Source organism: Pseudomonas sp. KU26590, from assembly GCF_026153515.1.
Classification (GTDB): Bacteria; Pseudomonadota; Gammaproteobacteria; order Pseudomonadales; family Pseudomonadaceae; genus Aquipseudomonas.
In genome coordinates this window covers 1,780,021-1,804,805 of sequence record NZ_CP110644.1, presented here as the reverse complement: position 1 = coordinate 1,804,805, position 24,785 = coordinate 1,780,021, and the positions used below count along the sequence as shown (strand labels likewise).

The following is a 24,785-nucleotide window of genomic DNA, read 5'->3' as shown; positions in this document are numbered from 1 at the left end:
CATCACCCCTCGACCTGGGTCCACTGCTTGTTCAGGCGCTTGTCAGAGATCGGCACTTTGGTCCCCAGCTGCTGCGCGAACAGCGAGACGCGGTATTCCTCCAGCCACCAGCGATACACCACCAGCTCAGGGTCACGCTTGCCTTCCTGGGCATGTTTGTCGGCGCGGGTCTGGTACTGCGCCCAGAGATTGCCCAGCTCGATGCTCCAGACCCGGTCTTTCTGTGCCTGGCTGCCGAGTTTCTCAAGACGGATCTCAATGGCCTTGAGGTAACGCGGCAATTCCTTGAGCCACACCGCCGGTGTTTCGCGGACGAACCCGGGATAGACCAGTTTGCTCAGCTGACCCTTGATGTCGTTCAGCGCCACGGCCTGGGCCAGGTCGATCTTGCCCTTGAAACGCTTTTGCAGGCCATGCCACAGCTTGAGAATCTCCAGCGTCAGCCTCGCCAGCCGCTCGGCATGCTCGGTCAGACCGCCGCGCTTGCGCTCAGCCAGCGACAGCAGCCCGGCGCCATCTCGCGGCAATATCGTTTCGCCCTCAAGGATGCAGCTGTCGAGGCTCGCCAGCAGGATGTCTTCGATCAGCCCATCGACCCGACCCAGGTCGCGGTACAGCAAGGCCAGCTCGGTCTGACCCGGCAACTTGCTGCGCAGGAACTTGGTCGGCTCGGCCAGTTGCTGCAACAACAGCCGTTGCAGCGCTCGACGGTGCTGGTATTCGGCCTCGGCCTGGGTCGAGAAGCGCCCTTCCTTGACCGCACCGCCCTCTTCCACCAGCGCCGGATACACCGTCATCGACAGCCCGGCGATCTGCTGCTGAGTCTTCTCGGCCACCGCCGCAAAGCCCTTGGCCTCAACCGGCTGCTGACCTTTCGCCGACTGCGGCACCGCCAATGCCGCCTGTCCGGCTTCGGCGAAACGCGCGGTCAGCTCATCCAGCTCACGGCCTTCACCGAGGAACTTGCCGTTGGCGTCGACCACCTCAAGGTTCATTTTCAGGTGGTTTTCCACCTGCTGCGCAGCTTCCGCCCAGGCTTCGTCGGTCACCCGCACGCCGGTCATGCGCAACAACTCACGGCCCAACGACTGAGGCAACGAGCCTTCGGCGAAGACCATCCGCTGCAACGCGGCTTTAACGAAGTCCGGCACCGGCACGAAATTCTTGCGCAACGCCTTGGGCAGATTGCGCACCAGCGCCACGCATTTGGTTTCCAGCAGCCCCGGCACCAGCCATTCCAGGCGCTCGGCCGGCAACGACAGCAACAGCGGTGCCGGCACGCGCAGGGTCACGCCGTCACGAGGGTGGTTGGGCTCGAAGTGGTAGGTCAACGACAGGGTCAGTTCGCCCAGACGCAAGGTGTCCGGGTACTGATTGGCCGTGACCTCGCTGGCTTCGCGGGCGAGGACATCTTCCTCGCGCATGATCAGCAGCTGCGGGTTCTTCTGGCTCTCCATCCGGTACCAGGCGTCGAAGGTCGCGGTCTGGTGAATATCCGCCGGCAAGCGTTCGTCGTAATAGCGGTACAGGGTTTCTTCGTCGGCCAGAATGTCGCGGCGACGCGCTTTGGCTTCCAGTTCGTCGAGCTGCTCCAGCAACTGGGCGTTGGCCGCGAGGCATTTGGCCCGGGACTGGATTTCACCGCGCACCAGCCCTTCGCGGATGAAGAACTCGCGGGACACCACCGGATCGATCGGCCCGAAATGCACCGGCCGACGGCCAACGACGATGAGGCCGAACAGGGTGATCTGCTCGAAGGCAACGACCTGGCCGCGCTTCTTTTCCCAATGGGGCTCGAAGTGGTTTTTCTTGATCAGGTGCCCGGCAAGCGGCTCGATCCAGTCCGGCTCGATCTTCGCCACCATGCGCGCATACAGCTTGGTGGTTTCCACCAACTCGGCGGCCATGATCCATTGCGGGCGCTTGCGCCCCAGCCCGGAAGACGGATGCACCCAGAAGCGTCGCTGACGCGCGCCCAGGTAGTCGCCGTCTTCGGTCTTCTGACCGATCTGACTGAGCAGTCCCGAGAGCACCGCTTTGTGGAATTTCGGAAAATCGGCCGGCTCTTTATTGACGGTCAGTTGCAAGTCGCGGCAGATCAGGCTGAGCTGACGATGGGAGTCACGCCATTCCCGGAGACGCAGGTAATTGAGGAAATTACGCCGGCACCAGTTACGCAGCGGACTGGCGGTCAGGGCCTGGCGCTGTTCTTCGAAACCACGCCACAGATTGACCAGCCCGGCGAAGTCGGAGTCCTGATCTTTCCACTGGGCGTGGGCTTGGTCGGCAGCCTGCTGACGCTCCGGCGGACGCTCGCGCGGGTCCTGAATCGACATGGCGCTGGCGACAATGAGCACTTCCTGCAAGCTGCCCTGCTTCGCCGCTTCGAGCAACATGCGGCCCATGCGCGGGTCCACCGGCAGGCGCGCCAGTTGTCGGCCCATCGGCGTCAGGTTGTTCTCGCGGTCGACCGCCGACAGCTCCTGCAACAGGTTGAAGCCGTCGCTGATCGCCTTGCCGTCCGGCGGCTCGATGAACGGGAAATCGGTGATCTGACCCAGACGCAGGTGCAGCATCTGCAGGATGACCGCGGCAAGGTTGGTGCGCAGGATCTCCGGATCGGTGAATTCAGGCCGCGAGAGGAAATCCTCTTCGCTGTACAGGCGCACGCACAGCCCCGGTTCGACCCGACCGCAACGGCCCTTGCGCTGATTGGCACTGGCCTGGGAAATCGCTTCGATGGGCAGTCGCTGAACCTTGGCGCGGTAGCTGTAGCGGCTGATGCGCGCGGTGCCGGTGTCGATGACGTAGCGAATACCCGGCACGGTCAGCGAGGTTTCGGCAACGTTGGTCGCCAGCACCACGCGACGGCCCGGGTGCGACTGGAAGATGCGTTGCTGCTCGGCCGGCGACAGGCGCGCGTACAGCGGCAGGATTTCGGTGTGCTTGAGTTGCGCCTTGCGTAGCATTTCAGCGGCGTCACGGATTTCCCGCTCGCCGGGCAGAAACACCAGCACATCGCCGGGGGACTTGCGCTCGCTGCGTTCGAAGGCGGCCAGCTCGTCCAGCGTGGCGAGAATCGCCTGATCGACCGTCAGGTCTTCCTCGACGCTGTTGCCCTCTTCGTCCTGCTGGGCCGTCATCGGCCGGTACCAGGTTTCCACCGGAAAGGTTCGGCCCGAGACTTCAATGACCGGCGCCTTGTCGAAATGCTCCGAGAAGCGTTCGAGGTCGATGGTCGCCGAGGTGATGATGACCTTGAGGTCCGGGCGACGGGGCAGCAGGGTTTTCAGATAGCCGAGCAGGAAGTCGATGTTCAGGCTGCGTTCGTGGGCTTCGTCGACGATGATCGTGTCGTAGCGCTCAAGATAGCGGTCGTGCTGGGTTTCGGCGAGCAGGATGCCGTCGGTCATCAGCTTGATCAGGGTGTTCTCGTCGCTCTGATCTTCGAAGCGCACCTGATAACCCACCAGCCCGCCCAGCGGCGTGCCGATTTCCTCGGCGACCCGGCTGCCGACGCTGCGCGCTGCGATGCGACGCGGCTGGGTGTGGCCAATCAGACCGTGCTGACCGCGACCGATTTCCAGGCAGATCTTCGGCAACTGAGTGGTTTTGCCCGACCCGGTCTCGCCAGCGATGATCAACACCTGATGCTCAAGAATCGCTTTCTTGATCTCGTCGCGCTTGGCGGCGATGGGCAGGTTTTCGTCGTAGCGCAGGGTCGGCACGCTGTGCGCGCGATTGACCACCCGCGCACAGGACGCCTGCACGCGCTCGACCCACTGCGCCAGCTTCGTCTCGTCCGGTTTCTTGCGCAGCTCATGCAATTGCCGGCGCAAGCGATGACGATCGCTGATCATCGCGTGGTCGAGGCTCTTGAAGAGGTGGTCGATGGAAGTCGAATCGTCGGTCATCAGGGCGCGGAATCTTTCTATCTGAATGCAGGGCGCGGATTGTCGCAGATTTGGTGGGGTGGAGGCAGGTCTGTGGCGCAAAGGCATTCACGGGCGGGGTGTAAGTCCTCGCGCGCAATGTGGAGCGCCACCCCTGTCGCTCCCACGAGGTCGTGACGGCTTCCACATGGAGGGTTTATGCCAAAAAGATTAATCGTGGTCATGCGGGCCTCTTCCCGGCTAAAGCCGGTCCCACCAAGAGCAGCGCGTGCATTGAGTAAAATATGTGGCGATCACACCGACCTCTTCCCGGCTAAAGCCGGTCCCACCAAGAGCAGCGCGTGCATTGAGTAAAATATGTGGCGATCACACCGACCTCTTCCCGGCTGAAGCCGGTCCCACCAAGAGCAGCGCGTGCATTGAGTAAAATATGTGGCGATCACACCGACCTCTTCCCGGCTAAAGCCGGTCCCACTAAGAGCAGCGCGTGCATTGAGTAAAATATGTGGCGATCACACCGACCTCTTCCCGGCTGAAGCCGGTCCCACCAAGAGCAGCGTGTGCATTGAGTAAAATATGTGGCGATCACACCGACCTCTTCCCGGCTGAAGCCGGTCCTACAGTGGGTGCGCAGTAGGTCTGTAGGACCGGCTTCAGCCGGGAAGCTTGTGATCCGCTTTTGATCTTCGGACGCAAAAAGTCCAGTCACTGCCAAACGCGACTTGGGTGCAGGCTGAGCGCAGGTCTCGCGCAGTGGGCCGAGCCCCATGGATGCGGCGAGAGCGCCGTCAGGACATGGATGTCCGTTCGGCGCGGGCCCACGGAGCGGGACCGGAGTGAAGGAACCCCGACGAAGTCGGGGCCCAACCAGGAGCAAAAGCCCTTGGTTACTTGGGGCTTTATCAAGTAACTCGCCGAAGGCGAAACCCGAGGCCGATAGGCCGTTAGGCCGACCACGCTGGCGGGGGCTGTGGTGATGAGCGCTGACTTACGCCGGCTTTTTCAGCGCCAGCTTTTTCAGCTCTTCGTCGCGCAATTCGCGGCGCAGGATCTTGCCGACGTTGGTGGTCGGCAGGGCGTCGCGGAATTCCACGCTGCGCGGCACTTTATAAGCAGTGACGTTGGCGCGCATGTGCTCCATCACCTGATCCTTGCTCAGGGTCGTGCCCGGCTTGCACACCACAAACAGCTTGATCGCCTCGCCGGATTTCTCGTCCGGCAGACCGATGGCCGCGCACTGCAGGACGCCCGGCAAGGTCGCCAACACGTCTTCCAGTTCGTTCGGGTACACGTTGAAGCCGGAGACCAGAATCATGTCCTTCTTGCGATCAACGATGCGCATGTAGCCATCCGGCTGGATGATCGCGATGTCACCGGTCTTCAACCAACCGTCGGCATCGAGCATCTCGTCGGTGGCGGCCTGGTTTTGCCAGTAGCCCTTCATCACCTGCGGGCCCTTGATGCACAGCTCGCCCACTTCACCCAACGGCAGCTCTTCGCCCGCGTCGTTAATGGTCTTGCACAGGGTCGAGGGCACGGGAATGCCGATGGTGCCCATCTGGATCTTCTGGAACGGGTTAACCGACGCAACCGGGCTGGTTTCCGTCATGCCGTAGCCTTCGCAGATCGAGCAGCCGGTCACTTCTTTCCAGCGCTCGGCCGCCGCCGTTTGCAGCGCCATGCCGCCCGACAGGGTGAGTTTGAGCGAGGAGAAATCCAGCTGGCGGAAGTCGGCGTTATTGCACAGCGCGACGAACAGCGTGTTGAGCCCGACGAAGCCGGAGAACTTCCACTTCGACAGCTCTTTCACCATCGCCGACAGATCACGCGGGTTGCTGATCAGCACGTTGTGGTTGCCGCTCAGCATCATCGCCATGCAGTGAAAGGTGAACGCATAGATGTGGTACAGCGGCAACGGCGTGATCAGAATCTCCGTGCCTTCGTTGAGGTTGGCCGCCATCAACGCCCGGCACTGCAGCATGTTGGCGATCAGGTTGCGATGGGTGAGCATCGCGCCCTTGGCCACGCCAGTGGTGCCGCCGGTGTATTGCAGCACCGCGACGTCGTCGCCGTTGGGCGAAACATCCCGCACCGGCTGACCGTGACCCTTGGCCAGCACGTCGTTGAATTTCACCGCCTTGGGCAAGTGGAACGGCGGCACCATCTTCTTCACGTACTTGATGACGCTGTTGACCAGCAGGCGCTTGAGCGGCGGCAGCAGGTCGGCGACTTCGGTGACGATGATGTGCTTGATGCCAGTCTTGGGCACGACCTTCTCGGCCAGGTGCGCCATGTTCGCCAGGCAGACCAGCGCCTTGGCGCCGGAGTCGTTGAATTGGTGTTCCATTTCCCGCGCGGTGTACAGCGGGTTGGTGTTGACCACGATGAGCCCGGCACGAATGGCGCCGAACACCGCGACCGGGTACTGCAACACGTTGGGCAACTGCACGGCGATGCGATCGCCCGGTTGCAGGTCGGTGTGCTGTTGCAGATACGCCGCGAAGGCGCCGGACAGCGCGTACATTTCGCCGTAGGTGAGGGTCTTGCCCAGGTTGCTGAACGCAGGTTTTTTGGCGAAGCGCTCGCAGGACTGTTTCAATACGGCCTGTACGTTCGGATACTGATCCGGATCGATATCGGCGGCGATACCTGTCGGATATTTATCCTTCCAGAAGTTTTCGAGCATAAAAGCCGACTCCTCAGCGACAGCGTTTCTACACACCGCTTAATGCGATGATTTCTTGTGTTTGGAATTTTGTAGTAACCACTTTTTGTTGACCGATGGTACAAAAAGCGGGGCGAGCGTATCAGCTTTGCCAGAGGCCGCCTAGAGCCTAAAGCGGGCTCTCCAGTCACATATCTGACTCTTGAATATGCAACGGTCACGTTTAGAGTAATGAACCTAAATGTCGGAAATGTCTTACGTGATGTTCGTTTACACGGTCTGAAAAAACCCTAACGCAAAACACCAGGCAAAAAAAACGGCGTGATCATCACGCCGTTTTGTCAGGTAAAAAGCTGTGGGTAAACGCTTATGGGGCCAGGCGATGCCGGATCAGGCGATATCCCGCAACTCCCGCCGCAGGATTTTCCCCACCGGCGTCATCGGCAACGACTCACGCAGCACGATCTGCTTGGGAATCTTGTAGCCGGTGAAGTTCTCCTTGCAGTATGCCTTCAACTCCTCGCTGGTCAGCGTTGCATCCCTCGGCACCACGAACAGCTTCACAGCTTCGCCCGAACGGTCGTCCGGAACGCCGATCACCGCACAGTTCGCCACTTTCGGATGCCGCGAGACCACGTCTTCGATCTCGTTCGGGTAGACGTTGAAGCCCGAAACGATGATCAGGTCCTTCTTGCGATCCACGATGCGAATGAACCCGTCCGGGTCGATCACCGCGACGTCGCCGGTTTTCAGCCAGCCTTCGCCGTCCAGCACTTCGGCGGTGGCCTCCGGCTTGTTCCAGTAACCGAGCATGATCTGCGGCCCCTTGAGGCACAGCTCGCCGCGCTCCCCCACGGGCAGTTCGACCCCGTCGTCGCTGATGACCTTCGCCGTGGTGCCTGGCACCGGCATGCCCACCGTGCCCAGCCGGGACTGATTGCCATAGGGATTGGCGGTGGCGACGGGGGAAGTTTCGGTCAGGCCGTAGCCCTCGACAATCGGGCAGCCGGTCAGCTGCACCCAGCGTTCGGCGGTGGCCTTGACCAGCGCGGTGCCGCCGGAATTGGTCAGGCGCAACGTCGAGAAATCCAGCTGCTTGAATTCGGGATGCTCCATCAGCGCCACGAACAGCGTGTTGAGGCCGATCATCGCCGAAAACTTCCACTTCTTCAGCTCCTTGATGAAGCCGCCGATGTCCCGCGGGTTGGTGATCAACAGGTTGTGATTGCCGCTGACCATCATGCACATGCAATTACAGGTGAACGCATAGATGTGATAAAGCGGCAGCGGCGCTACCATGATCTCGCTGCCCTGCTTGAAGATCGGCAGCCCGTCGGGCCCATGCTGGAGCATGCAGGCATAGACCTGCTGCATGTTGGCGACCAGATTGCCGTGGGTCAGCATTGCCCCTTTCGGCGAACCGGTGGTGCCGCCGGTATACTGCAACACGGCGACGTCATTCAGCGCCAACGGCACGTGCTGCAGACGATCGCCCTTACCCAGTTCAAGCACGCGTTTAAACGGGATTGCCTGTGGCAAGTGGTACGCAGGCACCAGCTTCTTGACCTTCTCGACCACCGTATTGATCAGCCAGCCTTTGGCCGCCGACTGCATGTCGCCCATCTTCACTTCGATGAGGTACTGAATGTCGGTGTCCGGCAGCACCTCCTGCACGTTCTTGCCGAAGACGTTGAGGTAGACCAGTGCGCGCGCGCCGGAATCCTTGAATTGATGGCGCATTTCCCGGGCGGTGTACAGCGGGTTGGTGTTGACGACGATCAGGCCGGCGCGCATGGCACCGAACACGGCGATGGGGTACTGGATCAGGTTGGGCATCTGCACAGCGATGCGGTCGCCGGGTTTGAGGTCAGTCTGCTGTTGCAGGTAACCGGCAAACGCTGCCGATTGGCGCTCAAGCTCGGCGTAGCTCAGGGTGACACCCATGTTGCTGTAGGCCGGCCGATCGCCGTACTGGCGGCAACTGCGCTCGAACACCTCCACCACCGATGAGTACGCCTGAAGGTCTACCTCAGAAAGAACGCCAGCGGGGCGCTTGTCGTTCCAGAAGTCAGGTTGCATGTTGTTTTTATCCTCTTACCTGAGTGTGCTGGCCCCGTGGTATTTAAAACGGGCGTTTGCCGGACGTTAGCAGCTATGGCATAGAAGGCAAATAGTCGTCGCCACGTCATCACCGGTGTGAATCTTGCGGGTAACCAGCCTGCCATCCGGCTACCGCTATACACTCAAGCGAAGCGCTCGCCACTGCGTTTTTTGAGACAACTTTTTACAAGGGCCAGGGAAACGCGATGGAACACGAAGCTTTTTGGCTGGACGCTCAAGATCACAGCCGCCTCTACGTGCATGCCTGGAGGCCGATGGGCAATGCCCGGGCGGTGATCCTGCTTTCCCACGGCATGGCTGAGCATGGCGGGCGCTATGACAGACTGGGCATGGCATTGATGCGGGCAGGTTTCGCCTTGTATGCCGCCGATCAGCGTGGCCACGGCCATTCCGCGACCTATGGCACCCTGGGTCATTACGCCGATCAGGACGGCTGGAACAAAGTGGTCGGGGACCTCGCCACACTCAAAGCGTCGATTGCGGTGCGCCATCCGGGGGTGCCGGTGTTCCTGCTGGGTCACAGCATGGGCAGCTACATTGCCCAGGGTTATTTGCTGCACCACAGCGCCAGTTTGCAGGGCGCGATCCTCAGCGGCTCGAATTACCACCCCGTCACGTTCTACCGCTCGGCGGCCCTGGTCGCCCGAATGGAGCGCTGGCGGCAAGGCCCGACCGGGCGCAGCGCGCTGATCGAACACCTGTCGTTCGGTTCTTTCAACAAACGCTTCAAGCCTGTGCGCACCTGCTTTGACTGGCTCAACCGCGACCCGGCCGAGGTCGACGCCTACAGCAACGACCCGCTGTGCGGCTTTCGCTGCACCAATCAATTGTGGCTGGACCTGCTCGGCGGCCTGCAGCAGATCAGCAAGCGTTCGAACCTGGCGCAGATTGATCCCGGATTGCCGATCCTGATTATCGGGGGCGAATGTGATCCGGTGAGCGATGGCAAGCGTCTCACGCATCTGGCCGACGCTCTGAGCGGCACCGACCACCCGTTTGTTACGCTGAAGGTCTATCCGCAGGCGCGTCACGAGATTTTCCACGAGATCAATCGTGAAGAAGTCACCCGTGACCTGCTCGCCTGGCTAGAACAGGCGCTGCAACAGTCAAGGCCGCGCCGCAGCGAATGACGTCAGTGGTTCATCTTTCCTAAATGTCACAGGACACCCCATGACCCAAGTCACCAACACGCCGTACGAAGCCCTCGAAGTCGGTCAGACTGCCAGCTACAGCCAAACCGTCGAAGAGCGTCACATCCAGCTGTTTGCAGAGATGTCCGGCGACCGCAACCCGGTGCACCTGGACGCCGAGTTCGCGGCCAAAAGCATGTTCAAGGATCGCATTGCCCACGGCATGTTCAGCGGCGCATTGATCAGCGCGGCGGTGGCCTGCGAACTGCCTGGCCCGGGCACGATTTACCTGGGCCAGCAGATGACCTTCCAGAAGCCGGTGAAGATCGGCGACACCTTGACCGTGCGCCTGGAAATCCTCGAGAAACTGCCGAAATTCCGCGTGCGCATCGCCACTCGCGTGTTCAACCAGAACGATGAGCTGGTGGTGGATGGCGAGGCCGAGATCCTCGCGCCACGCAAGCTGCAGACCGTGACCCTGGCCGAGCTGCCGCCCATCACCGTCGGCTGACGCGGTTCTGTAGATACCAACTTGCTGGCGAACGCATTTGTTCAGAGACTGCTGTGCTGAATGACCCACCGCCATCGCGGGCAAGCGCGCTCCTGCACTGGATTGGCGTTAACGCTGAAACCTGCGCCATGCATAGATCCGGCTGGATTAGCGTTAACGCTATACCTGCGACCTGCACAGATCCGTAGGAGCCGCCGGGGTTGCGCTCCACCTTGCTGGCGAACGCATTTGTTCAGCCGCCGCGTGGGTGTAGGGACGATCGGGTTCGCCAGCAAGCCGGTATCAACGGAATAGATTGATGCGCATCAGAAGATGCCGGCGCGCGCAGAGCATTTTTATTCCGTATCCGGCAGCAAATGCCGCAGCAATCAGCACATAAAAAAAATGGGCAACCGAAGTTGCCCAAAATGCCTTGCGTGCTCTTTGTATAGAAAACTCAGCGTCTTCCGCGCCGGGGTGAGTCTTTCCAGATGAACAGCCCGACGCACGAGTAAATCGCCATCATCAGCCCCACCGTCATGACGCCGGCTATCACTGCGTGGTCGAGAAACATGCGCACTCCTTCTGCCCGAACCTGTTTGATGGGCGCAGATTAACCAGAGGGGCGGCGGGAGGAATTGACTCAGGTCAATGCCGGCGTGGATCGCAAACAGCGGCCGGCAGACGGGGGACGAACGGAAGGCAGGGTCAGCGTTTTTTCGGTTTGCTCTTGGCTTTCTTCCTGCCCTTGCCCAGCGGCATGGCCTGCTCGAAAGCGCTTCGTACTTCGTTCAGCCGTTTGTCATTGAGGTCGTGAACACGCTTGGCGCGTTCGGCGCTCAGGTCGACCAGTTTTCCGTCATCGCTCATGGCGTATCGCTCGTATATAGCTGTTGCCGCCAATAATGCGCAATCAAAGCGGCGCTGACCAGCGCCTCAGACTTTCAGATCGACCCACAAACCCTGGCGCGGCTCGTCGTCGATGATCGGCACCACCGGCACGGTGTCGTCGGCATTGAGGAAATCCCCGGGGATGGCCGGGCCTTCTTCAAGATCGGGATGGCGGTCAGCCACGCGCCGGTCGCTGCGGCGGCGTTGATGGCGGCGTTGTTCTTCGCGCAGCAGCAATTCGGCCTGCTCGCGGTCACGTTCGCCCATGTCGATGTTGGTTTCGCTCGAACTCTTTTGAATCGGCGTTACCGGCGGGATATCCGGGGTGGGTTTGACCGGGTCCAGCTGCGAAGTCACGGGGGCCGCGCTCAGTGGAATCAGCGGTGGCAGCATGGTAATGGTCTCCTGTTATCAAGCTGTCGGCTGCCGTTTCGTCGACTTGAGCCGATTCAAGCGCGAGTTTCGACTATGTTTTTCCCAGCAAGTGCCCACGCCAGGCGCGCCACTCACTATATCCGGGCGTTTTTACAATGTGGCTTTGGCCTGGGCGCCTTGTTCCGTTAACATAGTCGGCTTTTTCAAGGCGGGAGTCAGGCAGCATGTCGCAGCAGTATCAACCGGGGCAACGCTGGATTAGCGACAGCGAAGCCGAGCTGGGTTTGGGCACCGTTCTGGCACAGGACGGCCGCTTGTTGACCGTGCTCTATCCGGCCACTGGCGACACGCGCCAGTATGCTTTGCGCAATGCGCCGCTGACGCGGGTGCGCTTCTCGCCGGGTGACACCATCACCCACTTCGAAAACTGGAAGATGACCGTCCGCGAAGTCGACGACGTCGACGGCCTGCTGGTCTACCACGGCCTCAACGCGCAAAACCAGCCCGTGACCCTGCCGGAAACCCAGCTGTCGAACTTCATCCAGTTCCGCCTGGCCACCGACCGCCTGTTCGCCGGGCAGATCGACCCTCTACCGTGGTTCTCCCTGCGTTACCACACCCTCGAACACACCAGCCGCCAGCTGCAGTCCTCGCTGTGGGGCCTGGGTGGCGTGCGCGCGCAACCGATCGCGCACCAGTTGCACATCGCCCGCGAAGTCGCTGACCGTATCGCGCCGCGGGTCTTGCTGGCGGACGAAGTGGGGCTGGGCAAAACCATCGAAGCCGGTCTGGTCATCCACCGCCAATTGCTGTCGGGCCGCGCCAACCGCGTGCTGATCCTGGTGCCGGAAAACCTGCAGCACCAGTGGCTGGTCGAAATGCGCCGCCGCTTCAACCTGCAGGTCGCGCTGTTCGACGCCGAACGCTTCATCGAAAGCGATGCCGGCAACCCGTTCGAAGACACGCAACTGGCGCTGGTGTCGCTGGAATGGCTGGTTGAAGACGAAAAAGCCCAGGACGCCCTGTTTGCGGCGGGCTGGGACATGCTGGTCGTCGACGAAGCCCACCACTTGGTCTGGCACGAAGAAAAGGCCAGCCGCGAATACTCGCTGGTCGAGCAACTGGCCGAAGTCATTCCCGGTGTGCTGCTGCTGACGGCAACCCCCGAGCAGCTCGGTCAGGACAGCCACTTTGCCCGTCTGCGCCTGCTGGACCCGAACCGTTTTCACGACCTGCACGCCTTCCGCGCCGAGAGCGAAAACTATCGCCCGGTGGCCGAAGCCGTTCAGGAGCTGCTCGATAAAGGCACGCTGTCGCCCAAGGCCAATGAGACCATCCGTGGTTTCCTCGGCGCCGAAGCCGAAGCGCTGCTGACCGCGGTTGCCGCCGGCGACGCCGAAGCCAGCGCCCGCCTGATCCGCGAACTGCTGGACCGTCACGGCACCGGCCGCGTGCTGTTCCGCAACACCCGCGCTGCCGTGCAAGGGTTCCCGGAGCGCAAGCTGCACCCGTACCCCCTGCCCTGCCCGGCTGAATACCTGGAGCTGCCGATTGGCGAACACGCCGACCTGTACCCGGAAGTCAGCTTCCAGGCCCAGAGCGAGCTGAGCGAAGAAGAACGCTGGTGGCGCTTCGATCCGCGCGTTGAATGGCTGATCGACACCCTGAAAATGCTCAAGCGCGTGAAGGTGCTGGTCATCTGCGCCCATGCCGAAACCGCGATGGACCTGGAAGACGCCCTGCGCGTGCGCTCCGGCATACCGGCGACGGTCTTCCACGAAGGCATGAACATCCTCGAGCGTGACCGCGCGGCAGCCTACTTCGCCGACGAAGAATTCGGCGCCCAGGTGCTGATCTGTTCGGAAATCGGCAGTGAAGGCCGCAACTTCCAGTTCTCCCATCATCTGGTGCTGTTCGACCTGCCTGCGCACCCGGACCTGCTGGAGCAGCGGATCGGGCGTCTGGACCGGATCGGCCAGAAGCACATCATCGAGCTGCACGTGCCGTATCTGGAAACCAGCCCGCAAGAGCGGCTGTTCCAGTGGTATCACGAGGCCCTCAACGCATTCCTCAACACCTGCCCGACCGGCAACGCGCTGCAACACACGTTCGGCCCGCGCCTGTTGCCGCAGCTGGAAGGCGGCGACGAGGACGACTGGCAGGCCCTGGTGACCGAGGCTCGTAACGAGCGCGTGCGCCTGGAAAGCGAATTGCACACTGGCCGCGACCGTCTGCTGGAGCTGAACTCCGGCGGCGCGGGCGAAGGCGAGGCGCTGGTCGAAGCCATCCTCGAGCAGGACGATCAATTCACCCTGCCGATCTACATGGAAACCCTGTTCGACGCGTTCGGCATCGACAGCGAGGACCACTCGGAGAACGCACTGATCCTGCGGCCGAGCGAGAAGATGCTCGACGCCAGCTTCCCGCTGGGCGACGACGAAGGCGTTACCATTACCTACGACCGTAATCAGGCGCTGTCCCGCGAAGACATGCAGTTCATCACCTGGGAGCACCCGATGGTGCAGGGCGGCATGGATCTCGTGCTGTCCGGCTCGATGGGCAACACCGCCGTGGCATTGATCAAGAACAAGGCGCTGAAACCCGGCACCGTGTTGCTGGAATTGCTCTACGTCAGTGAAGTAGTCGCGCCGCGCTCGCTGCAACTGGGCCGCTACCTGCCGCCGGCTGCGCTGCGTTGCCTGCTGGACGGCAACGGCAACGACCTGTCGGGCCGCGTGTCCTTCCTCACCTTGAATGATCAGCTGGAGAGCGTGCCCCGGGCCAGCGCCAACAAGTTCATCCAGGCCCAGCGCGACGTGCTCAACCCGCAGATCAACGCCGCCGAAAGCAAGATCGCGCCGAAGCACGCTGAACGTGTGGCCGAGGCGCAGCGACGCCTGGCGGCAGACACCGACGAAGAGCTCGCGCGGTTGACCGCGTTGCAAGCGGTCAACCCAACCGTGCGCGACAGCGAACTGGCGGCGTTGCGCGAACAACGTGAGCAAGGCCTGGCCATGCTGGAAAAAGCCGCGCTGCGCCTGGAAGCGATCCGGGTGTTGGTAGCAGGTTAATCAGGTTCGCCGCAGCTCATGCGGCGAACACACAACCTGTAGGAGCGCGCTTGCCCGCGATTGCGGTGTGTCAGTTACCGCATCTGTAATTGACACACCGCGATCGCGGGACAAGCCACTCTCCTACAGGCCTGCACTCAACCTGACATCTACGCCGCCGACGGCCTCACCCCCTGCCCCACCGGCTCATCCGCCACCATCCCCTCGCGCATCCGCAACGCATCGGCGCTGAAACACGTCGACGCCTTCGCCAGAAAGACCAGCGCGAAAAACAGCGCCACCGGTATCAAGTACATCGCATCGTGCAGCCCCACCGCCTTGAACGGTTCGGTCATCTGCTCGACCTGCGCGGCGTACATGGCCGAGTGAGCGAAATGGTCCGACAGCAAGCCCACCACCACCGGCCCCAGGCCACCACCCAACAGATACAAACCGGCAAAAAACAGCGCCATGGCCGTCGCACGCAGCCGGGGCTGCACCACGTCCTGGATCGCGGTGTAAACGCAGGTGTAGAAGTTGTAGGAGAACAGCCAGCCGAGGCTGAACACCCCGACGAACACGCCGATCTCGATGCGCCCGGCGTGCAGCGCGTAACCGGTACACAGCGTTGCGACCACCATGCTCATGGCGGCAAACATCAGGCGGCCGTTGCTCCAGCGTTGATGCAGCTTGTCCGCCACCCAGCCGCCGACGGTCAGGCCAACAAGACCGGTCACGCCGACGATCATGCCGGTGGCCATCGCTGCTTCCTGCAGAGGGAGTAAAAAGTAGCGCTGCAGCATCGACACCATGAACGAGTTGCACGCGTACGTGGCGAAGTTGAACGCCAGGCCGGCGAGCACCAGCCAGCGAAACGTGGGGATCGACAATAAGCGGCGGATCGGCCGGTGGATTTTTTCCTGGGAAATGGCCACGCTTTCGGCAGCGCCTCGGGCCGGCTCGCGAATGAAGAACATGAACAGCGCCAGCACCAGCCCCGGCACTGCGGCGATGAAGAACGGCGCGCGCCAACTGCCGAAGGCCTGGACCATCGCGCCGATGGTGAAGAACGCCAGCAACAGCCCCAGCGGCAGGCCGAGCATGAAAATGCCCATGGCGCGGGCGCGGCGGTGGGCCGGGAACAGGTCACCGATCAGTGAGTTGGCGGCGGGCGCATAACTGGCCTCACCGATCCCGACGCCCATGCGCACCAGCAGAAACCCCCAGAAGCTGCCGACCAGCCCATTCACCGCCGTCAGCGCACTCCACACCGCCAGGCCCCAGCCCATCAACTTGCGCCGCGAGCCGTTGTCGGCCATGCGGCCCAACGGCAAACCGGCTACTGCGTACACCAGCGTGAAGGCGGTGCCGATGATGCCGAGCTGAAAATCGCTCAGCGACCATTCCTTGCGAATGGGCTCGATGATGATCGCGGGGATCGTGCGGTCGAAGAAGTTGAACAGGTTGGCCAGAAACAGCAGAAACAGAACGCGCCAGGCGTTCGCCGCCTGAGTCGAATGATCCATGAGTCGATCTCTTTTCTTGTTATTGATGACTGACTTCGGCTAGCGGGCTGATCACGTGGCTAGCGGTCCCGGTCTGCGAGATTTGCGCGGTCCCCGATCTGTGGCGATAAACACATCCACGCCCAATCTGTGTAGTTCCCGCTCCGCGCCTTGTCTGCAAACATTCGCACCGCTGATACCCGACCATGGGAACGCACAGAGCCGGCCTGATCCAGCATCGTATGGCCGACATCTCCGGCGTCCCGACCCTCAGGATATATTTCTCGTACCCACTTCCCAGCGCCCACGGGAAGCCTAGAATGAGCCGCAGATTGCCCCTCCTCCCCTTCGGTTTTAACCCATGTCCGATGTCAGCCCGTGTCTGAATTGTGGTGCCTGCTGCTCACAATTTCGCGTTTCGTTTTTCTGGGGAGAATGTGCATCGGCGGGAGGAACAGTGCCCGATGCGCTGGTGGAGAGCATCAGCGCGAGCCGCGTGGCAATGATCGGGACCGACTGTAAGTCGCCGCGGTGCGTTGCACTGGTCGGAGAAGTCGGCGTCAAGGTCAGCTGTTCTATCTATGAACAGCGCGCGACTACCTGCCGCGAATTCGATCCCGTCTGGGAAGATGGCGAGCACAACAGCCATTGCGACGCGGCACGGGCCGCTTTTGGTTTGCCGCCGGTTATTCCAGCGGCAGCGTGAGTCGACCTCACGCAAATTCAATGAGAGATTTTGCTACCGGCGACACACCTTCAGTTACTGCCCTACCCACTTTGCCACCATCCGGCGCACCATTACCGAGCATCCAAGAGGGTCACGCCCTTTCGTGGATCAACACCCAGGGTGCGACGACGACGGCCCACAGCGGCGGATCGCGCTCCAAAAGATCCAGGGCCTTTGATTCAGAGACCTTGCCGACCTCCCCGCTGCTCACCCACGCCGCGACCTGCGCCTCGCTGTTCTCGGCAAATGCCTGCGCCACAGCGATCAAATCCAGCGTCGGCTCGACCCACAACAGGGCACCCTTCGCAAAGAACGGTTGCAATTCTCTCCAGGTAATCGAAGCGGTTTCGCCAAGCAGTTTGGCATAGAGGGTGCTAGGTTCTTGCGTCATGGGTTTTCACCGTATTGGAAATCGGCGCAATGATAGCGCCGCCTTTCGTACCGACAAACCCGGATTCAAGTGATTGATTGCAGGGAAGTTCGCGCAAGCCGACCGGTTCGTCGCCCGACCGGGCAAAACAGCCGGCTTGATTGTGTATCTTTCTGTCGATTAAGCGACATCCACAGGCTTTGCCCCCCGCCGCCAGCTATTCAAGCGCTCGACCGGCGCTCTAAACTGTTCCGGTACAGTTGCTGGGGGTGGAGCCTTGAGATTCAATCCCGTCCTGCAGCTTTGGCCGTCAGGATTATAAAAACGACAACGCAAGAGTGGAGCATCATGACTAAGGGTATGAATCAGATTTCCAAGCTGTTTGCCGCACTGGTTCTGGCGGGGGTCGCCAGTCACTCGTTCGCAGCTGACACGATCAAGATCGGCATCGCCGGCCCGAAAACCGGCGCTGTGGCCCAATACGGCGACATGCAGTTCAGCGGCGCCAAAATGGCCATCGAGCAGATCAACGCCAAAGGCGGCGTGGACGGCAAGAAGCTTGAAGCCGTTGAGTACGATGATGCCTGCGACCCGAAACAAGCGGTCGCCGTCGCCAACAAAGTGGTCAACGACGGCGTCAAGTTCGTGGTCGGCCACCTGTGCTCCAGCTCCACTCAGCCTGCTTCGGACATCTACGAAGACGAAGGCATCATCATGGTGACCCCGGCTGCCACCAGCCCGGAAATCACTGCCCGTGGTTACAAAATGATCTTCCGCACCATCGGCCTGGACAGCGCCCAGGGCCCGGCCGCCGGCGACTACATCGCCAAACAGGTCAAGCCGAAGATCGTTGCGGTCATCCACGACAAACAGCAGTACGGTGAAGGCATCGCCACCGCCGTCAAGAAGACCCTGGAAGCAGACGGCGTGAAAGTCGCCCTGTTCGAAGGCATCAATGCCGGCGACAAGGACTTCTCTTCGCTGATCGCCAAGATGAAGCAAGCCAACGTCGACTTCGTCTACTACGGCGGCTACCACCCCGAGCTGGGTCTGATCCTGCGTCAGGCACAGGAAAAAGGCCTGAAAGCCGGCTTCATGGGTCCGGAAGGCGTGGGCAACGCTTCCATCTCGCAGATCGCTCAGGACGCGTCCGAAGGTCTGTTGGTGACTCTGCCGAAATCCTTCGACCAGGATCCTTCCAACAAGGCGCTGGTTGATGCATTCGCCGCGAAGAAAGAAGACCCGAGCGGTCCGTTCGTGTTCCCGTCCTACGCCGCTGTGGAAGTGATTGCTGACGCGATCACCACCGCCAAGTCCGAAGACACCGCCAAAGTGGCTGCAGCCATTCACGCCGGTACCTTCAAAACCCCTACCGGTGAGCTGTCTTTCGACGACAAGGGTGACCTGAAAGACTTCAAATTCGTCGTTTACACCTGGCACAAAGATGGCACCAAGACTGAAGCCCCTGTGAAATAACGCGGCCTTCATGCTTACCCGAAGCCCACTGCAACCGCAGTGGGCTTTGTTTTAGCCGGGCAGCGAATTTCACAAGAATTCCGACCCCTGAACATCTTGAAACCGCACCAGTGAACCACTGGGCTCGTGCCGGACGCGGACGTAGATCACGACGCGCGAGCGGGAAAAAGACTTCACCAGTGAAACACCAGGCAGGTTTTTAGGAGCACTCAGCAATGCCGATAGATCTCTATCACTTTCTTCAACAGCTGGTTAATGGGTTGACCATTGGCAGCACTTACGCCTTGATTGCCATTGGCTACACCATGGTTTACGGCATCATCGGCATGATCAACTTCGCCCATGGCGAGGTGTACATGATCGGCTCGTATGTGGCGTTTATCGCCCTGGCCGGTCTGACCATGCTTGGCCTGGACAGCCTGCCCCTGCTGATTACCGCAGCCTTCGTCGCCAGTATCGTCGTGACCAGCGCCTACGGTTACGCCATCGAGCGAGTTGCCTATCGCCCGCTGCGCGGCAGCAACCGTTTGATCCCTCTGATTTCCGCCATCGGCATGTCGATTTTCCTGCAGAACACCGTGCTGTTGTCGCAGGACTCAAAAGACAAGTCGATCCCCAACCTCATTCCCGGCAACTTCGTTTTCGGCCCCGGCAGCAGCCATGAAGTGGTGATCTCGTACATGCAGATCCTCATCTTCGTCGTCACGCTGGTGGCCATGCTCGGTCTGACCTGGTTTATCTCCCGCTCTCGCCTGGGTCGCGCCTGCCGTGCCTGCGCCGAAGACATCAAGATGGCCAACCTGCTGGGGATCAACACCAACAACATCATCGCCCTGACCTTTGTCATCGGCGCCGCTTTGGCGGCAGTCGCTGCGGTCCTGCTGAGCATGCAGTACGGCGTGATCAACCCCAACGCCGGTTTCCTCGTCGGCATCAAAGCCTTCACCGCTGCGGTACTGGGCGGCATCGGCAGTATCCCGGGCGCGATGCTCGGCGGTCTGGTGCTGGGCATCGCCGAAGCCTTTGGCGCCGACATCTTTGGCGACCAGTACAAGGATGTGGTGGCGTTCGGTCTTCTCGTATTGGTGTTGTTGTTCCGGCCAACCGGCCTGCTCGGCCGTCCGGAGGTTGAAAAAGTATGACCAGGAATCTCAAATCGGCCCTCTTCAGCGCAGTGCTGGTGCTGGCCGTCGCTTACCCGATCCTCGGGCTCAAACTGGACATCGTCGGGATCAATCTCGCGGTGGTCGGCGCCAGTACCACGACCGTGCTGTTGATTTTCGCCGCTGCGTTTCTGATGTTCCTGCGCGTGCTGTTCAACGAACAGATCAGCGCCATGTGGCGTTCGCGTCCGCAGAAACAGCTGGTGTCCGACAAGGCCAGCAACTTTCTGACCCTGCCTTCGACCCAACGCTGGTTCCTCGGCGCATTGGTGATTGCTGCGCTGGTGTGGCCGTTCTTCGGCTCGCGCGGTGCAGTGGACATCGCGACCCTGATCTTGATCTACGTGATGCTCGGCCTGGGCCTGAACATCGTCGTCGGTCTGGCCGGGTTGCTCGACCTGGGTTACGTCGGCTTTTACGCCGTGGGCGCGTACACCTACGCCCTGCTGCAGCACTACTTCGGCTTCGGTTTCTGGGTCTGCCTGCCGCTGGCCGGCCTGGCGTCGGCGACGTTCGGCTTTCTGCTGGGCTTCCCGGTCCTGCGCCTGCGCGGGGACTATCTGGCCATCGTGACGCTGGGTTTCGGTGAAATCATTCGCCTGTTCCTGCGTAACCTGACCGACATCACCGGCGGCCCGAATGGCATCAGCAACATTGAAAAGCCAACGCTGTTCGGCCTGTCGTTCGAGCGCAAGGCGGCTGAAGGCATGCAGACGTTCCACGAATACTTCGGCCTGCCCTACAACTCCATCAACAAGGTGATCTTTCTCTACCTGATCGCCCTGCTGCTGGCGCTGTTGGCGCTGTTCGTGATCAACCGGTTGCTGCGCATGCCCATCGGCCGCGCCTGGGAAGCCCTGCGTGAAGACGAAATCGCCTGCCGCGCCTTGGGCCTGAATCCGACCATCATCAAGTTGTCGGCCTTCACCCTCGGCGCTGCATTCGCCGGTTTTGCCGGCAGTTTCTTCGCCGCGCGTCAGGGTCTGATCACGCCGGAGTCGTTCACCTTTCTGGAGTCGGCGATCATCCTCGCCATCGTGGTCCTGGGCGGCATGGGCTCGCAGCTGGGCGTGATCCTCGCTGCCGTCGTGATGATTCTGTTGCCTGAACTGCTTCGCGAATTCAGCGAATACCGGATGCTCGGCTTCGGCGCCTTGATGGTGCTGATGATGATCTGGCGCCCTCAGGGCTTCCTGCCGATGCAGCGTCCCGTCATGAAACTCAAGGGGGAGCGCTGATGAGCCGTCCACTTCTGCAAGCGTCCGGCTTGTGCATGCGCTTTGGCGGTCTGCTGGCCGTCAACGGCGTCGGCCTGACCGTCAACGAGAAGCAGGTCGTGTCGATGATCGGCCCGAACGGCGCCGGCAAGACCACTGTTTTCAACTGCCTGACCGGTTTCTACAAACCCACCTCTGGCACGATTCTGCTGGACGGCGAGCCGATTCAGGGCCTGGCCGGTCATGAAATCGCCCGTAAAGGCGTGGTGCGTACGTTCCAGAACGTGCGCCTGTTCAAGGAAATGACGGCGGTGGAAAACCTGCTGGTCGCCCAGCATCGCCACCTCAACACCAACTTCCTGTCCGGTTTGTTCAAGACCCCGGCGTATCGCAAAAGCGAGCGTGAGGCGATGGAGTACGCCGAGCATTGGCTGGAAGCGGTGGATTTGAAGGAATTCGCCAACCGTCCTGCCGGCACGCTGGCGTATGGTCAGCAACGCCGTCTGGAAATCGCCCGCTGCATGATGACGCGTCCGCGCATCCTGATGCTCGACGAACCGGCGGCCGGTCTGAACCCGAAAGAAACCGAAGATTTGAAAGCGCTGATCGGCGTGTTGCGCAACGAGCACAACGCGACGGTGCTGCTGATCGAGCACGACATGAAGCTGGTCATGAGCATTTCCGACCATATCGTGGTGATCAATCAGGGCACGCCGCTGGCCGATGGCACGCCCGAGCAGATCCGTGACAATCCTGAAGTGATCAAAGCCTATCTGGGGGAAGCGTAAATGCTGCAGTTCGATAACGTTTCCACGTTTTACGGCAAGATCCAGGCATTGCACGGTGTCAGCATCGATGTGCAGCAGGGTGAGATTGTCACGCTGATCGGCGCCAATGGCGCGGGCAAGTCGACGCTGTTGATGACGCTGTGCGGTTCGCCGCGCGCACACAGTGGCAGCATCCGTTATATGGGTGAGGAGCTGGTGGGTCTGGAGTCGTCGGTGATCATGCGCAAGAGTATTGCGGTGGTGCCGGAGGGTCGTCGTGTGTTCGCGCGGCTGACGGTTGAGGAGAATCTGTCGATGGGCGGGTTCTTTACGGACAAGGCCGATTATCAGGTGCAGATGGATAAGGTGCTTGAGTTGTTCCCGCGTCTGAAGGAGCGTTTCAATCAGCGTGGCGGGACGATGTCCGGGGGCGAGCAGCAGATGCTGGCGATCGGGCGGGCGTTGATGAGCAAGCCGAAGTTGTTGTTGCTGGATGAGCCTTCGCTGGGTCTGGCGCCGATTATTATTCAGCAGATTTTCGAGATTGTTGAGCAGTTGCGGCGGGATGGGGTGACGGTGTTTCTGGTGGAGCAGAATGCGAATCAGGCGTTGAAGATCGCTGATCGTGCGTATGTTCTGGAGAATGGCCGGGTGGTGATGCAGGGGTCGGGGGCGGAGTTGTTGGTGGATCCGAAAGTGCGGGATGCTTATCTCGGCGGTTGAATCTCAAGCAAGATCAGGAGCGTCGGCCTAACGGCCTCGGGTTTCGCCTTCGGCGAGTTACTTGGAAAAGCACCCCAAGTAACCAAGGGTGCCTGCTCCTGGTTGGGCCCGACTTCGTCGGGTTCCTTCACTCCGGTCTCGCTCCGTGGGCACGCTGCCATCCGCCATCCATGGCGGGGGGCAGCTCTCGCCGCATCCATGCGGCTCGGCCCACTGCGCGAGACCTGCGTTCAGCCTGCACCCAAGTCGCGATTGGCGGTGACTGGAACTTCTGTGTACGAAGATCAAAAGCAACGGCAACGGCTTCCCGGCTGGAGCCGGTCCTACGGGGTGTAAGCGGTGTCACTGGCGGAATGCATTCCTCTGTAGGAGCCGGCTTGCTGGCGAACGAGGTGTGTCATCCACGGTTGCATCGGCTGAATAGACGCGTTCGCCAGCAAGCCGGCTCCTAAGGGGCCCGCGGTTGCCTGATCGTTCCACACGCTCCGCGTGGGAATGCATCCTGTGACGCTCTGCGTCAGCTCTGTTCTCGCCCCAACAACAAAACCAATCCCCTGCGCCGTCAGAGCTGTTCCAGCGCGGCAGTGCTGCGCTCGAACCATTCATTCAGGTAATCAGCCATGACTTGTACCCGCCTCGGCAGTCGTCCTTCAAAGGGGTGGACCAGGTACAGCGATGACACCGGTGTCTGGTGGTCGCGAAGCAACCAGTGCAGCCGCCCGTCTTTCAGTTCCTCATGCACCATATAAGACGGCAGGCGGGCGATGCCGGCGCCGACGAGGGCGGCTTTTTTCAGGAGGCCGTAGTGATTGCTGGCGAAGGTGCCGCGGACGTTGACGCGGGTCAGTTCGTGTTTCTGGTGGTAGGTCCACGATTCGCGGCCAGTGTGGTGGCTGTTGAGCAGGCATCGGTGGACGCGAAGTTCTTCCGGGGTTTGCGGGGTGCCGTGTCGAGCGAGGTAGTCCGGGCTGGCGCAGGTCAGTTCCTGTAAGGACAACAACGGCTTGGCCACCAGGCGCTCGTCGATGCCCACGCTGGAACGAATGCCCAGGTCGAAGCCGTCACGGCGCATGTCGCGGAAGTGATTGTTGAGGTCCAGTTCCACCTGCACGTCGGGGTAGGTTTGGGCGAATTCGGTGAGCAGGCCTTCGAAGAAGGTTTCGCCCAATGACACCGGCACGGTCAGGCGCACGGTGCCCATCAGGCTTTCGCTCATGTAGGCCATGGCGTCGCGGACGCGGTCACGTTGGGCCAATAGCGCGCGGGCCTCGGGCAGGAGAATGGCGCCCGCCGAGGTCAGCGTCAGGCTGCGGGTGGTGCGATGGAGCAGCGTCACGCCGAAGTTTTTTTCCAGTTTGCTGATGCGCTTGGACAGTTGGCTGGTACTGGTGTCCAGCCATTGCGCGGCCAGGGTGAAGCTATTGGCCTCCACCAGCATCGCAAACGCGGCCAGGTCGTCCATTTCGCTCATGATTGTTTCCTTTCTGACAAACCGGGATTGCCGTTTAGCCCCTGTTTCCGTGGGAAAAGGCGACTCACACTGAGCGCCTGATCCTTACCAGGGGAAACCGCATCATGAAAATTCTATTGATAGGCGCCAGCGGCACCATCGGCTCGGCGATCGAGAAAGAGTTGGCGCCACGCCACGAGATCGTTCGCATCGGCAGAACCGGCGCAGACGAGCACGTCGATATTAGTGACAGCGACTCGATCCGCAAACTATTCGAACGGACAGGTCCTTTCGACGCATTGATTTGCGCCGCCGGGAATGTCACCTTCGCGCCGCTCGGCGAAATGACGGCCGATTCGTTCGCCCTGGGCCTGCGCGACAAGCTGATGGGGCAGGTCAATCTGTTGCTGATCGGCCGGGAATTTGCAAACGACGGCGCCTCGTTCACCTTCACCACCGGCATCACCAGCATCGACCCGATTCGCACCGGCGCGGCTGCCAGCCTGGTCAACGGCGCCATTGACGCTTTCGTGCGCGCTGCCGCCATCGAGATGCCGCGCGGCATGCGCGTCAATTCGGTCAGCCCCAACGTGCTGGTCGAAGCCATGGGCAGTTACGCGCCGTACTTCCGCGGCTTCAAGCCGGTTCCCGCAGCGGACGTCGCATTGGCGTACGCAAAAAGTGTCGAAGGGCTACAAACCGGACAGACGTATCACGTCGGCTAATCGCCCCTTGTGATGAGCGAGCAGGCTGAGTAACGTGGCGGCACTTG

Annotated in this window: 19 protein-coding genes; 10 read left to right on the top strand and 9 right to left on the bottom strand. The window is 61.1% G+C overall.

All coding sequences use genetic code 11. The annotated features are described in order from the left end of the window. Positions 1–2: 2 nt before the first annotated feature. The 3 genes from hrpA to fadD2 form a co-directional block, all read right to left on the bottom strand. Positions 3–3,914 (bottom strand): ATP-dependent RNA helicase HrpA, encoded by a 3,912-nt coding sequence (hrpA, locus tag OKW98_RS08125; RefSeq protein WP_265388705.1) that lies wholly within the window; start codon positions 3,912–3,914, stop codon positions 3–5. A gap of 967 nt (positions 3,915–4,881) precedes the next feature. After that, complete coding sequence (fadD1, locus tag OKW98_RS08120; protein WP_265388704.1) at positions 4,882–6,579, bottom strand: long-chain-fatty-acid--CoA ligase FadD1; 1,698 nt, start codon at positions 6,577–6,579, stop codon at positions 4,882–4,884. 369 nt (positions 6,580–6,948) lie between these two features. Beyond that, positions 6,949–8,637: a long-chain-fatty-acid--CoA ligase FadD2 gene (gene fadD2 / locus OKW98_RS08115; protein ID WP_265388703.1), complete on the bottom strand. Its 1,689-nt coding sequence runs from the start codon at positions 8,635–8,637 to the stop codon at positions 6,949–6,951. Positions 8,638–8,864: 227 nt separating this feature from the next. Here fadD2 and OKW98_RS08110 point away from each other — a divergent pair, with 227 nt between their 5' ends. Together OKW98_RS08110 and OKW98_RS08105 are read left to right on the top strand one after the other, a co-directional pair. After that, complete coding sequence (locus OKW98_RS08110; protein ID WP_265388702.1) at positions 8,865–9,809, top strand: alpha/beta hydrolase; 945 nt, start codon at positions 8,865–8,867, stop codon at positions 9,807–9,809. Positions 9,810–9,849: 40 nt separating this feature from the next. Next, positions 9,850–10,320, top strand: a complete 471-nt coding sequence (locus OKW98_RS08105) for a MaoC family dehydratase (RefSeq protein ID WP_074891661.1) — start codon at positions 9,850–9,852, stop codon at positions 10,318–10,320. A gap of 436 nt (positions 10,321–10,756) precedes the next feature. Here OKW98_RS08105 and ccoM read toward each other — a convergent pair whose 3' ends face one another. The 3 genes from ccoM to OKW98_RS08095 form a co-directional block, all read right to left on the bottom strand. Further along, positions 10,757–10,873: a cytochrome c oxidase subunit CcoM gene (ccoM, locus tag OKW98_RS27325; RefSeq protein ID WP_322114169.1), complete on the bottom strand. Its 117-nt coding sequence runs from the start codon at positions 10,871–10,873 to the stop codon at positions 10,757–10,759. A 134-nt stretch (positions 10,874–11,007) separates the two neighbouring features. After that, complete coding sequence (locus OKW98_RS08100; RefSeq protein ID WP_265388701.1) at positions 11,008–11,169, bottom strand: hypothetical protein; 162 nt, start codon at positions 11,167–11,169, stop codon at positions 11,008–11,010. A gap of 66 nt (positions 11,170–11,235) precedes the next feature. Beyond that, a complete protein-coding gene (locus OKW98_RS08095) occupies positions 11,236–11,583 on the bottom strand; it encodes an aspartate-semialdehyde dehydrogenase (protein ID WP_265388700.1) in 348 nt (115 codons plus the stop codon). 206 nt (positions 11,584–11,789) lie between these two features. Here OKW98_RS08095 and rapA point away from each other — a divergent pair, with 206 nt between their 5' ends. Next, on the top strand, positions 11,790–14,636 hold the full coding sequence (gene rapA, locus OKW98_RS08090) for an RNA polymerase-associated protein RapA (RefSeq protein WP_265388699.1): 2,847 nt from the start codon (positions 11,790–11,792) through the stop codon (positions 14,634–14,636). Between the two features lie 149 nt (positions 14,637–14,785). On the opposite strand, the gene OKW98_RS08085 is transcribed toward rapA, so the two are convergent. Next, positions 14,786–16,141, bottom strand: a complete 1,356-nt coding sequence (locus OKW98_RS08085) for a spinster family MFS transporter (RefSeq protein WP_265388698.1) — start codon at positions 16,139–16,141, stop codon at positions 14,786–14,788. Positions 16,142–16,481: 340 nt separating this feature from the next. On the opposite strand from OKW98_RS08085, the gene OKW98_RS08080 reads away from it, so the two are divergent. Beyond that, positions 16,482–16,826 carry a YkgJ family cysteine cluster protein gene (locus OKW98_RS08080; RefSeq protein ID WP_265388697.1) on the top strand — a complete coding sequence of 115 codons (345 nt, stop codon included), beginning with the start codon at positions 16,482–16,484 and terminating at the stop codon, positions 16,824–16,826. A 112-nt stretch (positions 16,827–16,938) separates the two neighbouring features. Here the strand turns inward: OKW98_RS08080 and OKW98_RS08075 are convergent, their stop codons facing one another. Beyond that, the gene (locus tag OKW98_RS08075; protein ID WP_265388696.1) at positions 16,939–17,238 is read right to left on the bottom strand and encodes a DUF2288 domain-containing protein; all 300 of its coding nucleotides are present in this window, start codon (positions 17,236–17,238) and stop codon (positions 16,939–16,941) included. 327 nt (positions 17,239–17,565) lie between these two features. Between OKW98_RS08075 and OKW98_RS08070 the strand changes: the two genes are divergently transcribed. From OKW98_RS08070 to OKW98_RS08050, 5 genes are all read left to right on the top strand, one after another. Next, a complete protein-coding gene (locus OKW98_RS08070) occupies positions 17,566–18,693 on the top strand; it encodes a branched-chain amino acid ABC transporter substrate-binding protein (RefSeq protein ID WP_265388695.1) in 1,128 nt (375 codons plus the stop codon). Between the two features lie 215 nt (positions 18,694–18,908). Continuing rightward, positions 18,909–19,835: a high-affinity branched-chain amino acid ABC transporter permease LivH gene (livH, locus tag OKW98_RS08065; protein WP_265388694.1), complete on the top strand. Its 927-nt coding sequence runs from the start codon at positions 18,909–18,911 to the stop codon at positions 19,833–19,835. Next, entirely contained in the window at positions 19,832–21,094 is a 1,263-nt protein-coding gene (locus OKW98_RS08060; protein WP_265388693.1) for a high-affinity branched-chain amino acid ABC transporter permease LivM, read from the top strand. Before livH ends, OKW98_RS08060 begins: the two co-directional genes overlap by 4 nt. Beyond that, entirely contained in the window at positions 21,094–21,861 is a 768-nt protein-coding gene (gene livG / locus OKW98_RS08055; protein WP_122536637.1) for a high-affinity branched-chain amino acid ABC transporter ATP-binding protein LivG, read from the top strand. The genes OKW98_RS08060 and livG overlap by 1 nt, the downstream gene beginning before the upstream one ends. After that, positions 21,862–22,563: an ABC transporter ATP-binding protein gene (locus tag OKW98_RS08050; protein WP_065992624.1), complete on the top strand. Its 702-nt coding sequence runs from the start codon at positions 21,862–21,864 to the stop codon at positions 22,561–22,563. A gap of 562 nt (positions 22,564–23,125) precedes the next feature. On the opposite strand, the gene OKW98_RS08045 is transcribed toward OKW98_RS08050, so the two are convergent. Next, the gene (locus OKW98_RS08045) at positions 23,126–24,034 is read right to left on the bottom strand and encodes a LysR family transcriptional regulator (protein ID WP_265388692.1); all 909 of its coding nucleotides are present in this window, start codon (positions 24,032–24,034) and stop codon (positions 23,126–23,128) included. Between the two features lie 104 nt (positions 24,035–24,138). Here OKW98_RS08045 and OKW98_RS08040 point away from each other — a divergent pair, with 104 nt between their 5' ends. After that, on the top strand, positions 24,139–24,738 hold the full coding sequence (locus OKW98_RS08040) for a short chain dehydrogenase (RefSeq protein ID WP_265388691.1): 600 nt from the start codon (positions 24,139–24,141) through the stop codon (positions 24,736–24,738). The last annotated feature ends 47 nt before the right edge of the window (positions 24,739–24,785 follow it).

Excerpts from the sequence above, each read along its gene's own strand:
- hrpA (WP_265388705.1), bottom strand. The coding sequence starts at position 3,914 with ATGACCGACGATTCGACTTCCATCGACCACCTCTTCAAGAGCCTCGAC.
- fadD1 (WP_265388704.1), bottom strand. The coding sequence starts at position 6,579 with ATGCTCGAAAACTTCTGGAAGGATAAATATCCGACAGGTATCGCCGCC.
- fadD2 (WP_265388703.1), bottom strand. The coding sequence starts at position 8,637 with ATGCAACCTGACTTCTGGAACGACAAGCGCCCCGCTGGCGTTCTTTCT.
- OKW98_RS08110 (WP_265388702.1), top strand. The coding sequence starts at position 8,865 with ATGGAACACGAAGCTTTTTGGCTGGACGCTCAAGATCACAGCCGCCTC.
- OKW98_RS08105 (WP_074891661.1), top strand. The coding sequence starts at position 9,850 with ATGACCCAAGTCACCAACACGCCGTACGAAGCCCTCGAAGTCGGTCAG.
- ccoM (WP_322114169.1), bottom strand. The coding sequence starts at position 10,873 with ATGTTTCTCGACCACGCAGTGATAGCCGGCGTCATGACGGTGGGGCTG.
- OKW98_RS08100 (WP_265388701.1), bottom strand. The coding sequence starts at position 11,169 with ATGAGCGATGACGGAAAACTGGTCGACCTGAGCGCCGAACGCGCCAAG.
- OKW98_RS08095 (WP_265388700.1), bottom strand. The coding sequence starts at position 11,583 with ATGCTGCCACCGCTGATTCCACTGAGCGCGGCCCCCGTGACTTCGCAG.
- rapA (WP_265388699.1), top strand. The coding sequence starts at position 11,790 with ATGTCGCAGCAGTATCAACCGGGGCAACGCTGGATTAGCGACAGCGAA.
- OKW98_RS08085 (WP_265388698.1), bottom strand. The coding sequence starts at position 16,141 with ATGGATCATTCGACTCAGGCGGCGAACGCCTGGCGCGTTCTGTTTCTG.
- OKW98_RS08080 (WP_265388697.1), top strand. The coding sequence starts at position 16,482 with ATGTCCGATGTCAGCCCGTGTCTGAATTGTGGTGCCTGCTGCTCACAA.
- OKW98_RS08075 (WP_265388696.1), bottom strand. The coding sequence starts at position 17,238 with ATGACGCAAGAACCTAGCACCCTCTATGCCAAACTGCTTGGCGAAACC.
- OKW98_RS08070 (WP_265388695.1), top strand. The coding sequence starts at position 17,566 with ATGACTAAGGGTATGAATCAGATTTCCAAGCTGTTTGCCGCACTGGTT.
- livH (WP_265388694.1), top strand. The coding sequence starts at position 18,909 with ATGCCGATAGATCTCTATCACTTTCTTCAACAGCTGGTTAATGGGTTG.
- OKW98_RS08060 (WP_265388693.1), top strand. The coding sequence starts at position 19,832 with ATGACCAGGAATCTCAAATCGGCCCTCTTCAGCGCAGTGCTGGTGCTG.
- livG (WP_122536637.1), top strand. The coding sequence starts at position 21,094 with ATGAGCCGTCCACTTCTGCAAGCGTCCGGCTTGTGCATGCGCTTTGGC.
- OKW98_RS08050 (WP_065992624.1), top strand. The coding sequence starts at position 21,862 with ATGCTGCAGTTCGATAACGTTTCCACGTTTTACGGCAAGATCCAGGCA.
- OKW98_RS08045 (WP_265388692.1), bottom strand. The coding sequence starts at position 24,034 with ATGAGCGAAATGGACGACCTGGCCGCGTTTGCGATGCTGGTGGAGGCC.
- OKW98_RS08040 (WP_265388691.1), top strand. The coding sequence starts at position 24,139 with ATGAAAATTCTATTGATAGGCGCCAGCGGCACCATCGGCTCGGCGATC.